Annotated in this window: 16 protein-coding genes and 1 pseudogene; 6 read left to right on the top strand and 11 right to left on the bottom strand. The window is 65.5% G+C overall.

Annotated features, from left to right (window positions below):
* Positions 1 to 171: 171 nt before the first annotated feature.
* The 5 genes and pseudogenes from ABZ154_RS32265 to ABZ154_RS32245 form a co-directional block, all read left to right on the top strand.
* A pseudogene (locus ABZ154_RS32265) lies at positions 172 to 865 on the top strand (IS630 family transposase); the annotation flags it as partial.
* 224 nt (positions 866 to 1,089) lie between these two features.
* On the top strand, positions 1,090 to 4,767 hold the full coding sequence (locus ABZ154_RS32260; RefSeq protein ID WP_356837910.1) for a DEAD/DEAH box helicase family protein: 3,678 nt from the start codon (positions 1,090 to 1,092) through the stop codon (positions 4,765 to 4,767).
* On the top strand, positions 4,764 to 6,167 hold the full coding sequence (locus ABZ154_RS32255) for a restriction endonuclease subunit S (protein ID WP_356837909.1): 1,404 nt from the start codon (positions 4,764 to 4,766) through the stop codon (positions 6,165 to 6,167). Before ABZ154_RS32260 ends, ABZ154_RS32255 begins: the two co-directional genes overlap by 4 nt.
* Positions 6,164 to 7,750: an N-6 DNA methylase gene (locus tag ABZ154_RS32250; protein ID WP_356837908.1), complete on the top strand. Its 1,587-nt coding sequence runs from the start codon at positions 6,164 to 6,166 to the stop codon at positions 7,748 to 7,750. The genes ABZ154_RS32255 and ABZ154_RS32250 overlap by 4 nt, the downstream gene beginning before the upstream one ends.
* 79 nt (positions 7,751 to 7,829) lie before the next feature.
* Entirely contained in the window at positions 7,830 to 9,344 is a 1,515-nt protein-coding gene (locus tag ABZ154_RS32245) for an N-6 DNA methylase (RefSeq protein ID WP_356837907.1), read from the top strand.
* 1,020 nt (positions 9,345 to 10,364) lie between these two features.
* On the opposite strand, the gene ABZ154_RS32240 is transcribed toward ABZ154_RS32245, so the two are convergent.
* The 11 genes from ABZ154_RS32240 to ABZ154_RS32190 form a co-directional block, all read right to left on the bottom strand.
* A complete protein-coding gene (locus ABZ154_RS32240) occupies positions 10,365 to 10,547 on the bottom strand; it encodes a hypothetical protein (protein WP_356837906.1) in 183 nt (60 codons plus the stop codon).
* Positions 10,548 to 10,643: 96 nt separating this feature from the next.
* Positions 10,644 to 11,159, bottom strand: coding sequence for a hypothetical protein (locus ABZ154_RS32235; protein WP_356837905.1), 516 nt, complete (start codon positions 11,157 to 11,159; stop codon positions 10,644 to 10,646).
* Positions 11,156 to 11,734: a hypothetical protein gene (locus ABZ154_RS32230; protein ID WP_356837904.1), complete on the bottom strand. Its 579-nt coding sequence runs from the start codon at positions 11,732 to 11,734 to the stop codon at positions 11,156 to 11,158. The genes ABZ154_RS32235 and ABZ154_RS32230 overlap by 4 nt, the downstream gene beginning before the upstream one ends.
* A gap of 913 nt (positions 11,735 to 12,647) precedes the next feature.
* Positions 12,648 to 13,082, bottom strand: a complete 435-nt coding sequence (locus ABZ154_RS32225) for a hypothetical protein (RefSeq protein WP_356837903.1) — start codon at positions 13,080 to 13,082, stop codon at positions 12,648 to 12,650.
* 164 nt (positions 13,083 to 13,246) lie between these two features.
* Complete coding sequence (locus ABZ154_RS32220) at positions 13,247 to 13,741, bottom strand: HAD domain-containing protein (protein WP_356837902.1); 495 nt, start codon at positions 13,739 to 13,741, stop codon at positions 13,247 to 13,249.
* Positions 13,738 to 14,994 (bottom strand): IS256 family transposase, encoded by a 1,257-nt coding sequence (locus ABZ154_RS32215; protein WP_356837901.1) that lies wholly within the window; start codon positions 14,992 to 14,994, stop codon positions 13,738 to 13,740. The genes ABZ154_RS32220 and ABZ154_RS32215 overlap by 4 nt, the downstream gene beginning before the upstream one ends.
* A 921-nt stretch (positions 14,995 to 15,915) precedes the next feature.
* Complete coding sequence (locus ABZ154_RS32210; RefSeq protein WP_356837900.1) at positions 15,916 to 16,572, bottom strand: contact-dependent growth inhibition system immunity protein; 657 nt, start codon at positions 16,570 to 16,572, stop codon at positions 15,916 to 15,918.
* A gap of 13 nt (positions 16,573 to 16,585) precedes the next feature.
* Positions 16,586 to 16,885, bottom strand: coding sequence for an RNase A-like domain-containing protein (locus tag ABZ154_RS32205; protein ID WP_356837899.1), 300 nt, complete (start codon positions 16,883 to 16,885; stop codon positions 16,586 to 16,588).
* A 56-nt stretch (positions 16,886 to 16,941) separates the two neighbouring features.
* Positions 16,942 to 17,511, bottom strand: coding sequence for a hypothetical protein (locus tag ABZ154_RS32200; RefSeq protein ID WP_356837898.1), 570 nt, complete (start codon positions 17,509 to 17,511; stop codon positions 16,942 to 16,944).
* A 14-nt stretch (positions 17,512 to 17,525) separates the two neighbouring features.
* Positions 17,526 to 19,301, bottom strand: a complete 1,776-nt coding sequence (locus ABZ154_RS32195) for an RNase A-like domain-containing protein (protein WP_356837897.1) — start codon at positions 19,299 to 19,301, stop codon at positions 17,526 to 17,528.
* A complete protein-coding gene (locus ABZ154_RS32190) occupies positions 19,301 to 19,606 on the bottom strand; it encodes a WXG100 family type VII secretion target (RefSeq protein WP_356837896.1) in 306 nt (101 codons plus the stop codon). Before ABZ154_RS32190 ends, ABZ154_RS32195 begins: the two co-directional genes overlap by 1 nt.
* A 598-nt stretch (positions 19,607 to 20,204) precedes the next feature.
* Here ABZ154_RS32190 and ABZ154_RS32185 point away from each other — a divergent pair.
* Positions 20,205 to 20,585: a WXG100 family type VII secretion target gene (locus ABZ154_RS32185; RefSeq protein ID WP_356837895.1), complete on the top strand. Its 381-nt coding sequence runs from the start codon at positions 20,205 to 20,207 to the stop codon at positions 20,583 to 20,585.
* Positions 20,586 to 21,246: the final 661 nt, after the last annotated feature.

Here is a 21,246-nt window from a genome sequence, read left to right as displayed (position 1 = left end):
CGGTGGGGGTGGGCTGCTATGCCGTCCTGACACCGCTTCGCATCCAAGGGGGCACCGGGTGACCTACGCCCGCACCGAGCAGTGATCAATCGGGGGGTTCCGATGAGCGAACGGGCAGGGTGCGGCCTGCCTCCGTCCGGCTTTGATTCCGATGGGTGCGTTACCGACCACCTGTTGTCCGCGCAGAGCATTGCGGTGGTGAGGATCGCCAAGGTGTCATACGCGAGCGCTGACCAGGTCCGGGCCATGATCCACAACTGCAAGACCGGCGGCTTCGACTCGCTCTGCCCCAAGTACAAGGGGGCCGGCCCAGGGCACTCACGCTGGCGGAGCGGCGCGAGATGAAAGAAGGCCCGGCTCGAGCACCTCTACGCGATCGCCGACGGCGGGGTCGTACCCGAGGCGGGCGAACCCAAAATCGTCTTCTGCATGGACGAGTTCGGGCCCCTCAACCTGATGCAGCACTCAGGCCGGCTGTGGACCGAACGCGGAGGCAAGCACAAGAACCCCGATCGCGAACCCTGCCGCAGGCGCCGGGCGACCTACAACCGCTACGGCGGGGTGTGCCACCTGTTCGCAGCCCTGGACCTGACCCGAGACAGGCTCTATGGCCACATCAAGCCGGTCAAGAGACAGACCCAGTTCCTGAAGGTCTGCCGGTATCTCCGCAGCCTCTACCCGCCCCAGGTCCGGATCGCGATCGGCAGTGACAACTTCTCCCGCACCTGACTACGAAGAAGTGTCAGCGGGGCGGCACCTGGGCGGCGGCGCGCAACGCACGACCTGCCGCTACATCACCTGGCGAAACCTCCACGCCGACGACCAACGCCTACGCGCCGTCGTCGGCAGGGCAAACGTTGCCTGATGCAGCATTAGTTATCGGCAGCCGGTCGGGCTGCCCCGCTGGTGGGGTGACTCCGATGACGCAGGTAGCCGCGGGCTCCGCACGGTGTCGTAGGAAACTTGAGCGGCACGGAGGTCTGCCCCGATAGGGTCGATTGAGGATCACGCAGACGTACTGGTGAGAGACGTGGACGTCATCGAGGCTTGAGCGCCGGGTGCGGTCCACCTGAAAGGCGGACGGGTCACATGAGTGCAGGCGGTTCTACGGCGGACCCCAGACTGGTACGCCTCGCTCAGCAGTCCAGGAACTTCGGTTTCCTCCTCACTGACCTGCCGCTCCTCGTGGCCTACGGGGCCGCTGCTGAGAGCCACGTCTTCGACGACCCCAATACCTCCTTGATCAAGTCGCGGCAGTTCGGCGAAGCCCTCGCGGAGGAGTTGGTGAGCCGGGGCCGGGTTCGTGTCGAGGGAAGTACTCAGTTCGACCGTCTCAAGGCATTGGATCGGGAGGGTTACCTTCACGGCGACGTCGGTAACGCCTTCCACGAGGTCCGTACACTCGGCAACGACGCCAATCACAAGGGCCACGACAGCGCCGAAGACGCTTTCCGTGCCTTGCAGACCTGCTTCCGCCTCGGTGTCTGGTACCACCGTCTCCTCACCGGATCCCGGGAGCAGTTCACCTTCGTACCGCCGAGCCCTGACCGAACGCCGGCCGCCAGGAACGCCCGGCTAGCGGACGATATTGCCGCTGCCCGCAAGGCACTCGAAGAGGCCCGGCTGAGCTACCGGGATCAGGCATCACAGGCGCAGGTCGAGCAGGCTGCGCGAGCCGCTGCCGAGCGCGAGCTCGCCCAGGCCCAGGCCGAGCGCGAGGAGCTGGCTCGTCAGGTCACCGCTATGCAGGCTCAGCTGGCGGCCATCGAGACGGCGGCCGGCCAGGAGCGCGCTCACCGGCACCGTGCCGATGCCACCAGCACAGCCGCCGCCTCGGCTGCGGTCGCAGAGCGCGCTCGCTTGCTTGACAACGCGGAGCAGGCATCCCGAGAGCCGCTGACCGAGGCACAGGTCCGTTTCAAGCTCGACGAGATGCTGACGCAGGCCGGCTGGTACGTCCAGGACGCCGCATCCGGCCTCAATCTCCACGTTCAGGGTGACCGGCGCGGCAGCGGAGTCGCCGTACGCGAGGTGACCACGGCACGGGGCCGAGCCGACTATGCCCTTTATGTAGAGGCAAAGCTCGTCGGCGTCATCGAGGCCAAGCGAGAAGGCGCTGACCTCACGGCAGCGGAAACTCAGGCCAATGGATACGCCGACCATCTCACCGACGCGCAGCAGCGCTTGGTCGCCTGGCGCACCCCACTGCCGTTCCGATACGTGAGTGATGGCGGCGAGACTCGCTTCCGCTCCACTCTCGATCCGGATTCCCGTACGCGCCGCATCTTCTCCTTTCACCAGCCACGTACGCTGGCGCGCTGGATGCGCCAAGCCGACGAGGACCCGCAGGCTCCCAGCTACCGCGCTCGGCTGCGGCTTCGGATGCCCGAACTTGATGAGCGCCCCCTGCGCCCCGCTCAGATCACCGCCGTTCAGGGGGTGGAGGACTCTGTTGCTCTCGGCAGGGGGCAGCATGGCATGGGGCAGTCCCGTTCTCTCGTTCAGATGGCCACCGGCGCTGGCAAAACGTTCACAGCGGTCACGTTCGCCTACCGCATGCTCAAGCATGCCCGCGCTGAACGGGTCCTCTTCCTCGTCGACCGCAACAACCTGGGTGCACAGGCCTTCGCGGAGTTCGAAAACTTCACCACCCCGGACACCCACCGCAAGTTCGCCGACCTCTTCAACGTACAGCGGTTGGGGGCGGAAGGAATGCTCGCCTCGTCGAAGGTGGTCATCTCCACTGTGCAACGCCTCTACATGGAGCTCACCGGCCGTAACCTTCTCGACGCGGCCCCTGAGGGTGAGGGCGAAGAAGCGGACCTGCCGTACGACGTGCCCGGCGACATCGAGGTCGGCTACAACGCCACCATCCCGCCCGAAGCCTTCGACCTGATCGTCGTCGACGAGTGCCATCGTTCCATCTATGGCAAGTGGCGCTCGGTCCTGGAGTACTTCGACGCCCCGATCGTCGGTCTCACCGCCACCCCGGTCGCCCAGACCTTTGGCTACTTCAACGGCAACCTAGTCAGCGAATACACCTACCGTGAGGCGGTCGCCGACGGGGTCAACGTCGACTTTTCCGTGTACGAGATCGAGACGCGGATAACCGGCCAGGGCGGGGTCATCGCGCAGGGCACGGTCCCGGTCCGCGATCGCCGGACCCGTCGTCAACGGTACGAGGACATTGCCGAGGACATCGAGTACGGCGCGAAGGAGGTCGGCGTAGGCATCATCAGCAAAGACCAGCTGCGTACGGTGATCCAGACCTTCAGGGACCGGCTGTTCACGGAGATCTTCCCGGAACGGGCCAAACGCCATCCGGAAACCGGCGCGCTGCTGTGGGACGAGATGTACGTTCCCAAGGCCTTGGTCTTCGCGAAGAACGACAATCACGCCGAAGAGATCGTCGAGGTCATCCGTGACGTCTTCGGCAAGGGCAACGACTTCTGTACCAAGATCACGCACGCGGCAAGGAAGCCGGCCGAACGGCTCGCCGACTTCCGTAACCTTCCCCAGCTCCGTATCGCGGTCACCGTTGACATGATTGCCACCGGCACCGACGTCAAGCCCCTCGAATGCCTGATCTTCCTGCGGGACGTCAAGAGCTGGGCCTACTTCGAGCAGATGAAGGGCCGCGGTGCACGGACGCTCTCCCTCACCGACTTCGAGCGGGTGACACCCGGGGTGGGCCCCAAGACTCGCTTCGTCATGGTCGACGCAGTCGGCGTCACCCGGAAGCCGAAGGTCGACGCGGCCCCGCTGGAGCGTCACAGCGACAAGCAGATCAGCTTGGAGAAACTACTCCGCAAGACCGCCGCCCACACGATCGAGGAGGAAGAGGTCTCCACACTCGCCTCCCGCCTCGCCAAGCTCGACCTTCAGATGACGAGCGAGGAACGCGCCGAGATCGATCGGATCAGCGGTGGTGTCCCGCTGAAGGAGATCGTCCACGGCATGGTCAAGGCGGTCTCGACCGATGAGCAGCTGGAAGCCCGGGAGGCAGCTCAGCGTGTCGGCCGGGACCCCGAACGCGCGGTCCGCGAGCTCATCGAGCATGCGCTGAAGCCACTCGCCGCCGCGCCAGCACTGCGTACGAGGCTCCTGGAGATGCGTCGCGCCAAGGACATCTTGTACGACGAGAACAGCCGTGACGCGCTGGTCCGGGCGGGCGCGGCCGTTGACGACGAGGAGAGTGCACAGGCCACCGTCCGCGACTGGAAGCAGTACATCGACGACAACCGCGACGAGATCGCGGCCCTGACTATTGCCTTCGGCGCCGACTCCGACGTCCCGCCCGCCGCCGCCCTGCGTCGCCTCCAGGACGTGGCACGGAGCGTTGCCCGTCCGCCGCGCTCCTGGACCCCAGACACTCTCTGGAAGGCGTACGAGAACGTCGGCGAGACGCTGGTACACAAGCGCGCCAAGCGCACCGCCGCCGACCTCCTCGCCCTCCTGCGCTACGAACTCGCCGGCGGCGCTGAACGCGGAGCTCCGGCTCCTCGCCCCCACGAAGAGGTTGTACGGGAGCGGTACGCGGCTTGGCTCGCCCGCCAGGAACAGTCCGGTGTCAGCTTCAGTAAGCGCGAGCGATGGTGGCTTGACCACATCGTCGGCTCGACCATCAAGCGTGTACGCTTCGACACCGCCGACCTTGACTACGCCCCGTTCACAAAACGCAACGGAACGGACGGATTCCTCGCCGAATTCGGCGCGAACCGGGCGGAAGAAATCATTGACGAACTGGACAAGGAGCTGGGCGCGTGACGGACTCAGGCGCGGGAGAAGTGGTGGCGAGCGCGCCGGGTAGCAGGTTGCCGGAAGGGTGGGGGCGGGCGACACTCCGGGAGCTGTGTGAATCAGTTGTCAAGGTTCATCCTGGGGAACTGGGTAAGGAGACGTTCCGATATGTGGATATCGGATCTATCGCTTCTGGTGAGTTGGTTGTGTCCACCGCTAAAGAGATCCCGGTTCAGGGTGCTCCCAGTCGTGCTCGGCAGCTAATCCAGGTAGGGGATACGGTATTTTCGACGGTTCGCCCATATCTGAAAAAGATCGCCTGGATTCCCGAATTTCTTGATGGTGAGATTGCGTCCACTGGTTTCTGCGTGTTGAGGCCAGGGGAGGCGCTTGAGCCTCGTTACCTATTTCACCTAGTAACGTCTAACGGATTTGTTGCACGCGTCGTAGAGAAGCAGCGCGGGGCTAGCTATCCCGCGGTCAGAGAGGTGGATATCTTCGAGGAGGAAGTCGTCGTTCCGCCACTCTCTGAGCAGCGCCGAATCGTCGCCAAGCTGGACGAACAGCTCGCGCGTATCGAGGACGGTGAGGCGGCCCTTGTGGAAGCTAGGAGGCAACTGGAACTATTTGAGGTGATGCTTCTCGCTAAGGCCACGAAGGCGAATCCGGAGGCATCCTCTTGGGATTGTTTTGCTATTGGAGAAATGGCCAATGTTTCGTCTGGGGCAACCCCGCTGAAAGCGATGCCGGAATATTATCGGCACGGGACGGTTCCATGGGTTACTAGCTCAATGCTGAACGATGCTTATGTCGATAGCGCGGATAAGTTCATTACGGACCTGGCGCTCTCCGAAACAGCAGTGAAGGAATATCTTCCGGGGACAATTCTTATGGCGATGTACGGGGAAGGGAAGACGCGGGGGAAGTGTGCAGTACTAGGGATTCGTGCGACAACCAATCAGGCGTGCGCAGGAATTGAGCTCAAGCCTGCGTTTGAGTCAAGCCGTGCATGGGTGTTGGCGTTCCTTGAAGCCCTGTATGAGGAGAACCGGGAAATGGCATCTGGCGGTGTTCAGCCGAATTTGAGTCTAGGTCTAATCAAAAAGATTCGTGTTCCGCTTCCTCCGGTGGTCCGCCAAAAGGAAATACTGACGGAGTTGGCGGAGCGGCGAAGTGAAGCTGCTGCAATGCGTGAGGTGATCAAGGACGCGAGTGCGCAGGCCAAGTCTCTTCGCGGCGCCCTCCTCCACGCCGCCTTCACCGGCGTCCTCGTCCCCCAGGACCCCGCCGACGAGCCCGCTGACACCCTTGTCGACCGAATCCGCACTCAGCGCCAGGCTGCTGCCGTCAAGCCCGTTCGCAAGCGTGCCCCCCGCAAGACCACTAGCAAGCCGGCCTCCTCGGGCCAGGAAGAGCTTTCCCTGTGAGCACCGCCGTGAGTCACGACAAGCAGGCCACCCGGGCTCAGACCCCGGCTACCGCCGTCCCCGCGCCGGTCCCGACCTCCACCCTCGTCAACCGTCTCTGGTCATACTGCGAGCTGCTGCGCCACTCCGGCGTCTCGACGCTCGATTACGTTGAGCAGCTCACGTACCTCCTCTTCTTGAAGATGGCCGATGAGCGCGCCAAGCGTCCCGCCAAGTTCCGCCGCAATGCCCCTGAGGCCCCGCTCGTCCCGGAGGGCCGTGACTGGACGAGTCTGACCACCAGGTCCGCCGAAGCGCTGCTAGATCACTACGAGTTCATCCTCAAGGACCTCGGCCAGCGTGGTGGCACGATGCTCGGCGAGGTCTTCACGAAGGCAAGCAACAAGATCCACGAGCCAGCCATCCTGGAACGCCTGATCAAGGATCTGATCGACCCGTACACCTGGACCACCGAAAACCAGGACCTCAAGGGCGACGCCTACGAAGGCCTCCTCCAGCGTGGCGCGGAGGACCGTAAGACAGGTGCGGGGCAGTACTTCACCCCGCGTCCCCTCATCGACGCCATGGTCGACTGCGTCCAGCCGAAGATCGGTGAGACGATCACCGACCCGGCCTGCGGTACTGGCGGCTTCCTGATCGCCGCGCACGCGCACATCGCTACCCGTTACGAGGACGAGCTGTACGGCGACGAGGGCCACAAGCTCCAGACCGGGTCCATCACCGGTTACGAGCTGGTCCGCGAGACCGCCCGACTCGCTCTGATGAACATGCTGCTGCACGGCATCGGCACCTCCGAGGCCAAGCCGCTGATCACCATTCAGGACTCGCTGGCCAAGCCGATCCACAAGCACTACGACATCGTGCTCGCCAATCCGCCCTTCGGCGTCGGCTCGGTGACCGGCGAGGCCTACACCGCTCGTACTGATTTCTGGGCGCCCACGACCAACAAGCAGCTCAACTTCGTCCAGCACATCTACAACCTGCTGAAGACCAACGGGCGTGGTGCCCTCGTTCTGCCCGACAACGTCCTCTTCGAGGGTGGCGCGGGTACCACGATCCGCCGCAACCTCCTCGACCTGTGTGACGTGCACACCCTGCTCAGGCTTCCGACCGGCATCTTCTATGCCAACGGCGTCAAGGCCAATGTCCTGTTCTTCGACAAGACCGGCCAGCGCTCCGGAGGCCGCCCTGGAACCCGCCAGCTCTGGGTCTACGACTTCCGCACCGACCAGCGCTTCACCCTCAAGCAGCGACAGCTACGCCGTGAGCACCTTGACGACTTCGTCGCGGCCTACCACTCCGGCGGTTCCGACTTTTCGGCGCGAAAGCCCAGTGAACGGTTCCGTGCGTTCGATTACGATGAGTTGATCGCCCGCGACAAGGTCAATCTGGACTTGACGGTGCTTCAGTCCGCTTCCTCCTCCGGCACGGTCTTCGCGTCCCCCGACGTGATCGCCCAGGAGATCGTGGATGAACTGGAGACCGCTCTGGCCCAGTTCACCGCAGTAGCCCGTGCGCTCAAGCCGAGTGCACAGGCCGTGGACGACAGCATCACCCAAGGCGAAGAAGCACCAGAGCGGTAGGCCGCCGTCACCCGAGCGGGGCGATGGCGCCCGCGAGGCTCAGGCACGCTCGGGAGCACGACGGAAGGCGGGGCGAAGCATGGCGGTGGGGCGGGGCACCAGCCGGGGAGCGGCGGGGGAGCCGCAAGAAGGCGACTGGACGAGTAGGCGGATAACTGATCGCCTGTGGAAGTTCTACCGGGAGAAGACCAGCACCAAGGCCCTAACTCGCCTTGAGTTTGTCGAGCACATTGCCTACCTGCTCTTCCTCAAGATCGACCATGAGCACACCCTGCGTCCCGGGCGGTTCGCCAAACTGCCTATCGCCCCGGCTGGCACCTGGCCCAAACTCACCGACCTCAACGGCGAGGACTTGCATACCTATCTCACCCGCCTGTTGCGTGAGCTTGGCATGCCCAAGCCGGTCGACCCGCGGAGGGCCACCGCGAGCGTCCTCTTCTGTGACGCCCAGCCCTGGAACATCGACCGGATGTCCGAGCTCAGACGCCTCATCGTCGAGGAGTTCGCCCCGTACCAGTGGACCGCTGTCCCCCAGGGCGCGCTCGGGGAGGCGTTCTCCTCCATGCTCGCCGAGTGCCGCGAGGACTTCCTTACTAAGCGGCAGACCGGCCAGATCCTCACCCCGCCGCAGCTTCTCGCGGTCGTCGCGAAAGCGCTCGCCGTCACGGGCGAGGACAGAGTGATCGACGCGGCCGGCGGCCTGGGTAGCACGCTCATCGCAGCACACCGGGAGATGGCCGCCTCCGGCACTTACGTCGACTCGACAGCCATCGCGGCAGCCGACATCGACGCCCAGATGTGCCGGTTCGCCACGATGAACATCCTGCTCAACACCGGACGCGTCCTCTCGGACACGCCACCGGTCTTGCGTGCCGACTCCCTCAAGGCCAAGGGCGTCGCCACCCGGCGGCATCACCGGGACGTGGCTGCGACTGTGGCCATTTGCAACCCCCCGTTCAAGAGCGGCGACATCGTTCCCGACACCGACCAGCGCGACGACTTCTGGGCGCAGAAGGCGGACCTGCCGACCAACTTCCTTCAGCACTTAGCCATCACACTGCCTCAGGGCGCACGGGCTGCGGTCTTTGTCCCCGACGGTGTCCTCTTCGGGAGCGGTGCCGCTGCCACCGTCCGCGAAGCCCTGCTTAAGAACTGCGACGTCCACACCCTGCTGCGGCTCCCCACTGGCATCTTCCACGGCACCAACTCCAGGTCGAACATTCTCTTCTTCACCAAGTCCGTTCCCCGGCCAACCGGTGAGCCCGCCACGCGCGAGCTATGGGTGTATGACGCCCGGACCGACAACCACCACACGGACACAGGCAGGCCCCTCACGGAGGACGCCTTCGCGGACTTCCTCGCCGCCTACCGGCCCGGCGAGAGCGACCATCGAGGGCGGACCCCGTCCCGGCGCTTCCGCCGATACCCAGTGGATGAAGTTCTGGAGGGGCCGAGTGTCAGCCTGAATCTGAAAGCCAACCTCGTCACGACTCTTGATGATTTCGGTTCCCCTGGAGAGATCGCCTTGTCCATCGCTGACCACCTTGACGAGGCGGGCAAGCGCTTCCGCGCGGTGGCGGAGAGCCTCGCGTAAGGACGGTCGAGGTTCCGGCCGGGGAACCAGCCGTGCCACTGGGCAGTTCTCTTGCGTAGGGTTGCAGCCGCGCTCTGCGGCGTGGTCGGGGAGAAAGCGTGCCCAAGCCTGATCCGGAAGAGTGCCATCAGGGCGTCGCGCGGGATGCGAGGGGCCGCGGCGGACAGCGACGACGCACGAGGCCCGGGACGACCATCCAGGAGAGCGCGGAACTATGCGAGGCCCTGATATCCCGCTCCCGAGCGCGACACCTCGGCCGACTCTGCTCGTAGCAGAGCGTAACTGTGCCGAACAGGGGGGGAGGCGGTATCGGAGCGGGCAGCATGCACCACGGGTGAGTCGTGGGGTTGGCTGTCTTGCAGCGGGTGTGCCGGGTGGGCCGTCTCCTGCTGTAGGCACCGGGAGTGCCCCGTAGCCGTGCGGTACATACCGCACGGCATCGTGGTCGCCGGGGACCGAGGAGGATGGAGCGGGACGCAGCAGGATGTGAATGTCCGCCTCTGTGGCGTTTCCGCAGGTGAGAGGCATCACGCTTTTGGGTTCGAGTCCCACCCGCCCCACCGAGCGTCCCCAGGCAGAATCGTTCTGACCTGGGGAAACGCGTTTTCTGGGGAACTGCGGGCTCCGCAACGGTGCAGCGAACGTGCAGCGTTTTGATTGCCTGTGAGCTTTCGTAGGGCTGTGACCTGGTGTTTTGGTTACTTCTTCGTGGGACGCGTGGTGAGCGATCCCACGGCTGCTGGTCGATGTGAGACCGCGTCTCCCGCGGCACGTTCTCCGGCAGTCGTTGAAGTCCGAACTGCGCTGGATGCTTTTGGTCAGCGTGTGGCTGAGGGCGTCAGGCACTGGGATGAGTGGGGACGGGCCGGAGCGGCGGTCGCGTTGTCCGGCAAGGCGGCGGGGTGCTGGCGGGCGCGTGGTCCGGCGCCGGGGAGCGCGCCGCACCTTCGTCACGGTGGATGCGTCGGCGCGGTGCCCTCCGGGTGCGGGTTGCAGGCAGTGACGCGTGGTGTCCCCGCCTCAAGGTGTCTCGTCGCCCACCCGCCAGACGGTGACGGCTTTGCCCGACGGGCAGCAGACGCTGTCCTCATGCCGATGCCGGTTCTCGTGGGCGGTGACCTGCCCACGCGCCAGGTCGAGGCGCTCGAAGCCGCCGGCGTGACCGCCCGCGTACTGCTGGGGAGTGACGGTGCCCGGCAGCACGGGCTACTCGTCCTCGCTGGCAAAGACCAGGAAGGCCCACGCAGAGCCGGCCGCCAGGTCCCGGGTTCCGGGGCGGCGCAGGCGTCTCCCTGTCGGTCAGAACGCCTGCATGTACACCCGGGTTGTGCCACGGTCCAGTTCGAGGACGTGGATCTCGATCCACTGGACCTCGCTCCGGCGGCTGTCCCCGACACAGGGCGGACAGACTCCGGCCCAGCGGACGCCCCTCTCGGTCTGGGGCTCGGCGAGGCCGAGGTGTCCGAAGAGTTCGGTGGGGGACGGGAGGTCCTGGTTCCTGGTGCGCAGGGGCTTCTCGGGACGCAGATCCTCCGCCACTCGTACCGCGGTCTTCTCGTCGGTGACGAAGGAGAGCAGGTAGACGTCCTCCTGCGGATTGATCTGCACGGCGCCCTTTACCTCTGTCGCGCTCTCGGGCACCGCCACCTTCATGAACGCCGATGCCTCCGGGGCGCCCATGTCCTTTCCCCAGTGCGAGGCACGCCCGTCCGTCGTCCGGTGTTCATCCCCGCCGGCACTCGAACAGGAGGTGAGCAGCAGGGCGGCCCCGAGCGTCGCGAGCAGCCGTGGCCGCAGGGCAGATGGGTCGTTCACCGGTTCTCCTCGTCGCCGCGCGAGACGTCCCCGCGGGACCCTTCGCGCCCAGGGTCCGACGGTGTCACTCCGGGGGCTGAGCCACTGTTCAGGTCCTGGGTGTAGGTGCTGCTGCTACCGCGCATGTCGAATTCCTGGGCGAAGCCCACCTTGTGCAGTCGCCCCATGTCGTCGTCGGGAATGGTGACGCCCCTGGGGAACGTCGTCGATTTTCCGGAGTCCCAGTTGTACCGGTCCCACACGTTGACCTGGTAGTCGAGCGAGACCTGTGGCTTGCCGCCGTCGCCCGGACTGACGGTGACCACGCCCGATACGTTCTGCTGGTGCGACCCGACCGCGTGGAACCATTCGTCCTCCCCGAAGGTCCGCCCGATCGCCTGGCTCTCCACGGGGACGACGACCGTCCTGTCGCCGCCGGCCTTCTCGAACTCGTCGAGGGCCTTCTGACGCCATGCTTCCTGGTTCTCGGTGATGTGGAGCGTGCCCACGTCCGTCCGGAACCCGGAATCGTCGTGCAGGATGCGGTCGACGTCGAGGTCGAGCGGCTCGCCGGTGCCGCTGAGGTAGTGCTGCATGTTGCGAGATGCCGCGACCTCTCCTGTGACATCGCCTCCTGCGGCGATCGCTTGTGCCTGTGTCAGGACCCAGAGGTCGCGAGCGGTGGGATCGATCCTCCGTGTCGAATGCTCCCGAGCCGGCGTCGGCCGGTCTCCACTCGTACAGAGGAGCCATGATCCCTGCTTCTCGAAGGTCGTCACCGCGCTCCCGCAGCAGGATGCCGCGGGTCACCGGATCGAGATCACGCCACCACTCCGCCACGGCGGCCCTCCCCTTCGGCATGTTGGCGGCCTTGCCGGCCTCCTCCAGGGAGGGATAAGGACTCTTCACAGGACTTCTGTTGAAGCCGTTCATGGTCCCGTCCGTGATGTCGGAGTCGACCACGGCGGCTGCGAGGGCGAGCCTGATGCCGTCGTCGGCGTCAGTGACCGCCTGGACCGCTTGGTCCAGGAGATCGCTCCACCGGATCACCTGCGCGCGCACGCTTTCCTGGTAGCCGGGGTCATGTACGTACGCACTGCGTGCACTCTGGCTGAGCTGTTCGGTATCGAACGAAACGACGCCCTGGTCGGAGACTCGCATGCCGTCCTTGACCGCGTCAGTGCGCACGGTGTTCACCCTGCCGCGGAGGGCGGCGAGCTGGGTGTGTGCATCGCGCAGGATGGACGCAATTGCCTTGGCCTCCTTCTGAGCCCCCTGCAGCTCCCTGAGTGTCACGGTGAACCTGTAGTTCGCGGCATCGGCGCTCTGGCCGACCCACGACTGTCCGAGTGAGATGCCATGGACATCGCGTTCGTACTGCTTCTCGATCGTCTTGAACTTGCCCGCCATCTCTCCCCACTTGTCAGCGGCGTCGGCGAGTTTGGACAGGTCGCTGCTCATCACTTCGTGATAGGTCGGCACGCATCCCCCGGGCGGTCGGTCGGCTGGTCAGTAGTTGTCGATCGGGGACGGCGGAGCCAGTTGTGAGCCGATGCCGATGTCGTCGTTCTGGAGGTCGATGCCCGTTTTGCTCAGGGCGTGCTTCTCCCACGACAGTCGACCCAGCAGCGCCTTGACCTGCTGTTCCCACGTCCTGTGCGCTTTCCTCAACGCACCCGAAGTGTCCCAGCCGTGTCCGTCCCTGGCACCGAACTCCTTGACCACGGCTGTCACGCTCTCGGTGGCGTGCTTGCCGTCCCTCTCGACGTCGGGTTCCAGATCCTCGTTGATGGCCTTCGCTGCCGCCTGCTTCTTTTGCGGGCTTGAGGCGAGATCCGGGGTGCTGCCGCCTCCTGCCGCCGGGGCGAGTTGGTTCAGTCGCATGGAGTCCGTGCGCTGGGCGGCCACATCGTTCTTGATCTGCTTCCACTCGTCCCAGGCCATGGCCCCCCCATCAGCGTGATCGTTACCGATGAACATACGGAATGCTATGGCTCAGGCGACAGCTGGTGCCTGGCCAAAAGCTCGCTGCCGAGTGTCTGACGTGTGGCTGTTTTGCACGGCCCGATCGGAGCAATTGTCAATTCCTGTGGATCACCGCGGGGGCCTCAAGTGGTCCGTAGCCACTGATCGAGGATGGTGAAGTCTTCGTCGGTGAGGCCGCGGGAGGATGCGATGTGGTGGAGGAGGGTCGGGGTGGGGTGGTGGGTGGACACCCAGTCTCGATCGGCGTCGGTGATCTCGTCGTCGACCCAGACGAACGGGCGTCCGTCCGCCCATGCCGCCAGGGTTCGTGTCTTCCAGTGGAGCCCGAACCACTGGTCCTCGCGTGCATGCGCGTCGGAGGTTTCCGGCCAGTGCACGACCGGCAGGGGTGGCAGGCCGAGCCGAGGCGCGATGTCGATGTTCGCCGCTTCTTCCCAGGTGGTGGCCCAGACCAGCTCGCACGGAAGTGCCGCGAGGAGAGGCCCGAGGTGCGGGTCGAGCCGCGTCAGGTGCGCATCCGCGGTGCCTGACGGTTCGCGCTGCGGGCCGTCGCCGAACGGCAGGAGAGGCCCGTCGACGTCCATGAACAGCAGCGGGCGTTGCTTGCGCTCACTCATGCTGCCGCAGCCTCCCGATCACGCTCGACCAGGGCGCCGCGTTCGAACCGGGCGCCGTTGCGGACGAGAGCGACGAGGTGGGGTGCGGTGATCGCGCGCCACCGGGTCTGGGCGGACTCGGCGAGCTTGAACACCATCGCCAGGGCCGCGGCCGGACTGCCGGCGCCGCGGGTGACCTTGGTCCGCAGCTTCACCGTGCTGAAGGTCGACTCGATCGGATTCGTCGTGCGCAGGTGGACCCAGTGCTCGGCCGGGAAGTCGTAGAACGCCAGGAGCTCGTCGACGTCGTCGGTGATTTTCTTGACGGCCTTGGGCCACTTCGCGCCGTAAGCGCGTTCGAAGTCCTTCACCGCCTTCTCGGCGTGATCGCGGTCCTCGGCGTTGTAGATCTCCTGCAGGGCCTTCTTCGCGCCTGGCTGGGCCGATTTCGGCAGGGCGTTGACCACGTTCCGGGTTTTATGAACCCAGCACCTTTGATGTCTGGCCTGCGGAAACACCTCGGCCAGGGCCCGCCACAGCCCCATGGCTCCGTCGCCGACGACAAGCTCGGGATCGCGCATGCCGCGCCGGCGGCAGTCCCGCAGAAGGTCGGCCCAGGACTCGGCCGACTCGCGCAGGCCCTCGGCGAGCGCGATCAGCTCCTTACTGCCGTCGGTACGCACGCCCATGAGGACCAGGACGCAGGAGCGGGCCTGGCCGAGACGGATCTTGGGGTGGACGCCGTCGGCCCACACGTACACGTAGTCGGATCCTGACAGGTCCCGGTCCTGGAAGGCTGCGTGGTCGTCGTTCCACTGCTTGGTCAGCCGGGTCACCGTGGCCGGCGAGAGCCCAGCGGCCGAGCCGAGGAACTGCTCCATCGCGGGCACGAAGTCGCCAGAGGACAGACCGTGCAGGTAGAGCAGGGGAAGGACCTCGCTGATCTTCGGGGACTTCCGGCACCAGGGGGCGAGGATCTTGGACGAGAACCGCTTGCGCTCGCCCGTCTCGCCGTCGACCCGCTTGTCGTTCACCCGCGGCGCCTTCACCACGATCGGACCGGCCGCGGTGGCCACTGTCCGCTCGCGGTGGTGACCGTTGCGGACCACCCTACGGCGGCCGGCCTCGTCCCGCTCGCCCGCCAACTCAGCTATGTACTGGTTGACCTCGGCTTCCAGAGCCGCGGCAAGCATCCGACGGGCACCCTCACGGACGATGTCGTCCATCAAGGAGCCGCTCTGGGTGGTGCCGTCCTCGTTGACTACGCTCAGCACGGGCGTGCCTTCCCGACCCGCGCAACAACGCGGGCCTACTCGATGACCAGAAATCGATCACTCGGGAAGGTACGCCCTCCGCGTTCCGCGAGGCACCCCTCCCGAGTCCGATCCACAGGTCTTGAGCATTGCTCGCCCGATCGGGAGGGCTGCGCAGGCGGTTGATGGCCAGCAGGTGACCAATGGTTGCCGCGCTGGAGGTGAGGTCACCTCTAGATGCGGCAGATGGTGACACAAGACGTCCCTATGCCAAGGCGCTCGGCGACGGACGAGCGAGCAGGTGTGGCGGACAGAGACGACGGCATAAGGCCCGGGACGACCCTCCAAGGAGCGCGGAACTACGCGAGGGCCTGGTACCCCGCTCCCGGGCCCGGCACCTCGGTCGACTCCGCTCGTGTCAGAGCGTGACTGTGGCTGCCGAGGCTTACCGCCGTGCTATCCCACTCTCCGGCGGCGTCATGCTGTTGCACGACTGCTGCTTCGGCGGGGTCGGACATGGGGGAATACGGAGCTCTGAACCTCAAGAGGCGTCGGAAAGGTGGTGCAGCGAACGCTGCACCACCTTTCCGATCGAGCGGGATCGAGTAGGACGCAACTGGAGCGAAGCGGGGGTATAAATCGGTCGCTTTGGTAAAGCTGCAGGTGAGAGCCGTCACCCTTATGGGTTCGAGTCCCACCCGCCCCACCGAGCGCCCCCAGGCAGAATCGTTCTGACCTGGGGAAACGCGTTTGGTGGGGCATTTTGCGTGTGGCGGACGTGTGGCGGACGTGGTTCGTCCCACACCCAGGGTGGTCTTTTCGCGGCTGTGACCTGGGCTTTTACCGTCCCGCGCCGGTGGGGGCGTTGAGAACGATCCCACCCGCCCTGTCGTGGGCTGCCCATGCCTTCGTGCGCGAGTGGGTGGCGAAGTTTAGGTCTGATCAGATGCTGGACAGCGTCGTCGCCAGCGACTGGAACCAGGCTCCGTGGGAGAACGGTTCGGGCGGGCCCACCTCCATGCCGAGTTCGGCGGCGGCCAGGGCGTAGTCACCCTCGTCCAGAGGGAGGGCGAGTAGCTCGTGAAGTTCGCCCACGAGGCGCGCGACCAGTTGGGGGTCGGTGGTGGCGGTGTAGTCGGTGACGGCGGCGTCGTGGTCGGGGAACTCGTCGACGATGTCCTGCGAGAACCAGCCGCCGAGCAGTTGCGCGGTCTCAGGGAACCGCATGTGCCATTCCCAGTGGGTCTGAGGGGAGGACGGTTTGGGGACGTCGCCTTCTTCGATGCTTTGCTTCAGGTGGTCGGCCAGCACCGTCAGCCAGTCACCGATCTTCGATTCGGGCATGCCGGTGTCCGGGATCGCGTAGAACTCGCCCAGGCCGAGCCGGACGCGGCCCGGGGGGTTGCGGCTGTACTCGCGCAGCTGGCGCTCCGCTTCCGCGATGGCCGAGGGACGGGTGTGCCAGGTGTGGCGGAGGTACGCGTCCAGGGCACGGCTGCGCCGCTCCGGGGTGTCGTCGGCGGGCTGCCCCAGGTATGCGCGCATGACCTGGTCCAGCTCGCCGTAGCGGCGGTCGTGTTCGAGGGGCTTCATGGGCATGTGCCTGCGATCCCTAGAGGTAGAACGGGATGGTCGTGTGGACGACGAAGCCGTGCGGTTTCGACGGCTCACGGCGCAGCACCACGCGTGCCGCGCGGACATCGATGGGCCCCCGTCCGGCCAGCAGCTCGGCCTCCAGCTGGACCCGTCCCACGGGTTCCTCTCGGGAGGGCCAGGCGGCCTCGATGGTGAGGCGGGACCGGGTGTTCTGGGCGAGCCAGCGGTGAATGGCCTGCTCGTTGGCGGTCACCACCTGCTGGGTGACCCACTGGGCGGTCTCCCGGTCGGGGTACGTCGCGGATCTCGTCAGCAATGCTCACCTTTCTCCAAGGCGCCGGGAACGGTTGTTCCTGGTACCTGAGCGTGTTCTCAGTTTGCGTTGAAAGACCAGAAGACCCCGACCTCGTCCGTGCTCACGGCGATCAGTCCGAGATCCATGACGTGGTCGGTGAAGGCGCGGCCGCCGGCAAGTTCTCCGGCGAGGAAGTCCGGCGATGTGGAGGTCCGGGCCAGGTCGGACGACGTACGAAAGTCGGCGTCGGCACCAAAACGGCTGAGTACCGAGCAGGCGTCGGCCATTACATCGTCCCGGTCGGCACGAGTCCGCACAGGGCGCGCTTCGAAGAACCACTCCTGGGTCAGAGAGGCGAGTAGCGCGGCGGCGGCAGAGGCCGTGACAGGATACGTCCACGCGTGCACCTGCTCAGCCGTGAGCGGCAGGAACGGATAGGAAGGACGGATGTTCTCCCGTCCCTTCTTGTCGATCTGCCACTCCAGTGTCTGCAGGCCCCGGGGGTCGGTGACCGAGCGGTCCATGACATCCAGGACATCTCTTCCCCAGTCGTCGTGCCGTCGGGGTCCAGTCCTCGCGAAGGCGTACACGTCGTCCAGAAGCCGCTCCAGGGCGGCGTCCCAGACGGTGTTGTCGATCGGGTTCATTCGGCTTCCGTCGGTCACGGGGCGGGCATGGATGTGTAAATGATGTAGGGCGGATCGAGCCTGGAATCGTACTTCAGGATCGTCTTCACGTTTTTGACGTCGACCGCCTTCGCATCGAGCCCGTGGTCCTTGTACCCGGTCCCGGGAATGGTGTTGCCCGACCCGCCCGGATCAGGAGTGGGCTGCTTGGACACGTACCGGCCACTCACGTCACCGTCCGGGGCTGGGCTCGTGAACGCCTGCGTCTTCCCCTCTGGAGGATTGGTGGCCAGCCACGTGTCGATCTCGGACTGGCTGGCCCGCAGATTGTGTTCCGTCAGCCGCTGCGCGTCGGACATGTCTTTGAAGGACGAAGAGCCGCCGATCATGGGCTTGCGCTGCTCAGGCCAGTTGTTGTTGTCGTCGGCCTGGTCGCGCAATCGTTGGGCGAGCTGTTCGTCGGTCTTGCCGACGTGCTTGTCCAGGGTGTGACCGCCGCCCAGGTACTCGTTGCTCGCCAAGTTGAAGGTGTGATTGCCGCTGGAGCCAGCTTCAGTCCACCGCTGCTCGTGTCTGAACTCCTCCAGGGCCCGGGCCCCGAAGCCATGCGCACGGGCGACGCCGGCCTCGAACTTGGGGGCGCTGCGGTACGCCTCGTCCAGCGGCCCTTTCAGTGCCGTCATCCGGGTGGTCAGGCCGTCCAGGATGCCGGTGTATTCGGCGACGATCCCGTTCAGCTTGCCGGTGTCTAGGTTCAGTACCGTCTTGACGTCGAACGACAGGAGCAGGCCGGCGCCGCTGCCGAGGAGAGATGTGGCGGCACCGAGCGCGCTCTTCAGATCTTTGGGCTTGGCCAGGTCCTCGATGATGTCCTTGGCGGCTTTCCACATGGCGCGGTCGAGCTCGTCCTTGACGTCGCGATTCAGGTCGACGGCGGCCTCCGCGTACTCGCGGAGGATGGTGGCGATGTCATCGGCCGTGTCCTTGAGTACGGCCAGGACGGGCTGACTGCCCGTGGGGACGCGTGGCGTGACGCGGCCGGAGTTGGCGGTCTGCGCCCACTGGTAGCCGTGCTGTCGCTGCCCCCAGGCCGTCCCTCCCCACAGGGCGCTGCAGAAGGTCCGCATCGCGGCCTCCCACTCGGCCTGCTGGTGGTTGGTGATGGCCCCGACGGCCTGGGTGAGCTGGTCCGCTCCCAGCGACGCAGTGATGGAGACGTTCATCCAGCTGTGGCAGAGGGAGTTGAGGTAGTGCTGTTCCGGATAGGGGTAGACGTCTGCCACCCTGCCGACCCGGAACACGTTCTTGCACAGTGGATGGAGGAGGTCCCGGACGATTTCGGGTATGCCCTCCATCAGGCCGCGCAGGATGTCGTCGCCGCCGTCGTCGTCGCCCCACTTGATGTCGGGGATGGAGCCGAGGTTCGGGTCTTTGTCGATGACCGCGGGCCGGGGGCGCTGCTCGGCTGTCCTGCCGGGCTTGGGGTGGGCCGCGACGTCGGCCTTCGTGTAGGCGTTGGCCGTCTCGGTGAACCCGACTGCCACACCGCCGACGCTGAGTACGGACCGGCCCCAGACCTCCAGCCAGCGGTCACCGATCCTTTTGTACGCCTGGGCGAACTTCTGGGCCTCGGTGCCGGCGCCTCCTGCATCGGGGTACTTGCCCAGCTCCTCCAGAAGCTTTTTGGCGCCGCGTACCAGAAAGTCCTGTTGCACGGCGACGCGGCCGGAGACCGACCAGAGGTCACTCGGCTTGACGTCGATGGTGCCGTTGCCACCCGGCGGCTGGGCAGGGGCGGAGGGCCCGGCCATCAGGCGCCGCCTCCCCAGCCTTCGAGAACTGACCTGTTGGCCGAGGCGTAGCTGAGGTGCCCCTTGACCACGACCTCGTGCAGCCAGGCTTGGGTGGCCTTGAGGTCATCGGCCGAGCGTCCCCATTTGTCCAGCTCGTCGATGAAGACCTCGCGTGCCTCACCGTCCCAGCTCAGTACGGCATGGGTAGCTCGCTCGTACAGGATGTCCAGCTTCTTGTTCAGGGCGCGGAGGATGACCTCCAGATCCCCTGAGAGGCGGTGCAGGGTGGTGAAATCGACGGTGATCCGGTCTTCGTCCGGCATGGTGCTGATCCCCCGTGGTTCAGACGTCCAGAATGCTGGGCTCCGATGCAGATACCGGCCCGGGCACCTTGACGGCGCGGTGCCCGGTCAACCACTCAGGTATCCGGTTCGGCATCTGTGTCCTGGGCCTTGTCCGCGGCGCCGTTCGTCCGCGTGTTCTAGGCGTGGGTACTCACTTTAAGCTCCATCCGGAGGGTCGCGTGTATTTCTCGCCAGTGACCGAGGAAGGGGCAACCGCGGCATGTCGACTCAACGGGTCCCCGCTCCAGGTTCGGTCGTGCCCGTGGTGTGATCCGGCTGAATGTGATGGCTTCGGGGGCACCCAAGATCGGCATCGTGGTCGGCCGACGCGAAGCTTGGGAACGGGCGGTCGCAAGTTTTTCTGGCGGATGCGATCTGCCGGGCCGGATTGAGGGTGGCTCGAGCCGCACGGGAGGGAGGGGTGGGTCGACTCCTCTGCTTGACGGCCGTAGGTTTTCTGCACGTTCGCACGTCGGTGGACAAGGCGGCCCCCTCGACATGCCATCGCTGACCACACACGAGCTCGGTAAGGTTGGGTATGCGCGACTGCCGCACAAGCCCGAAGAAGGAGGGTGGCATGGGCGACGAGCCTAAACTCGCTTACACGTCCAGTGAGTTGAGCAAGCTAGCGGACGATCTGGATGACATGCAGGAGTACCTTGGCAAGCAGGTCAAACGCATGGACGAGGTCGTCGACAGTATCGAGGTCGGCTGGCGCGGTCCCACAGCCAATGCCTACCGAGCTCTCCATCGTGACGCCGCACTGGATGCCGTTCGCATTCAGCAGACCATGCAACTGCTCGCGCTGGGTGTCCGTCTGAGTGAAGACGGATTCACGAAGCAAGAACTCGAGACCCTCGAACAGTTCCGCAGGGTCCAAGTGGACGTCGATATCGAGGCAGAAGCCGACGCCCTCTCCACACCGGCGGTACCTCCCAGCCGCCTGAACGATTTCTGAGCTCTTTCAGTGAGGCCGTCGACCGGGTGAAGCCGTTGAGGTGTTGCAGCGCACGAGGGTTCTGCGCTGCTGACAGGGGTGTACGACATCTCGTTCTGCCGACGTAGGAGTCTCGTCGGGTTCCTGCCCTGCAGTCGCCCTGACCCATGCCCCGGTGGAATGGTTCGCCAGGCTCTTCGTCGCTCGCGAGGATGACCGTCGACGGCTACTGAACGTCACCGCATATGGTGGGCGTTGGCGACCTGGAGGGGCTATGGAAGCCCCTCGCTGCTCCGAAGTGATCTGTTGGCCCTCCCAATCGGACCCCCCTCTACTTCCGCAGGGCAGAAGTGGTGCTGAGCGGAACGACACGGGTGTGGCGAACGCCTAACCGATCCCCATCCGAGCGGGATCGAGCGGGATGCAGCCGGATGGAAACGGGAGGCTACGTCCGCTGTTTTGGCATCGTCGCAGGTGAGACGCGTCTCCCTTTTGGGTTCGAGTCCCACCCGCCCTACCGAGCGTCCCCAGGCAGGATCTTTCTGACCTGGGGAAACGTGGATTTCGCGGCTTTTTCCCGTGCGGTACTAGGGCGCGTATTGAGTCGTGATCACTGGCTGGCTCGGGTGAGGTCCTTGATCCAGATCATGGAAGCTCGGAGGTGGAGGCCGGCTTGATAGCT

The sequence above is a fragment of the Streptomyces sp. NPDC006261 genome (genome assembly GCF_040613515.1).
Lineage (GTDB): Bacteria > Actinomycetota > Actinomycetes > Streptomycetales > Streptomycetaceae > Streptomyces.
Note: the sequence above shows the minus strand (reverse complement) of the source record. Positions and strands in the feature narration are given on the sequence as shown.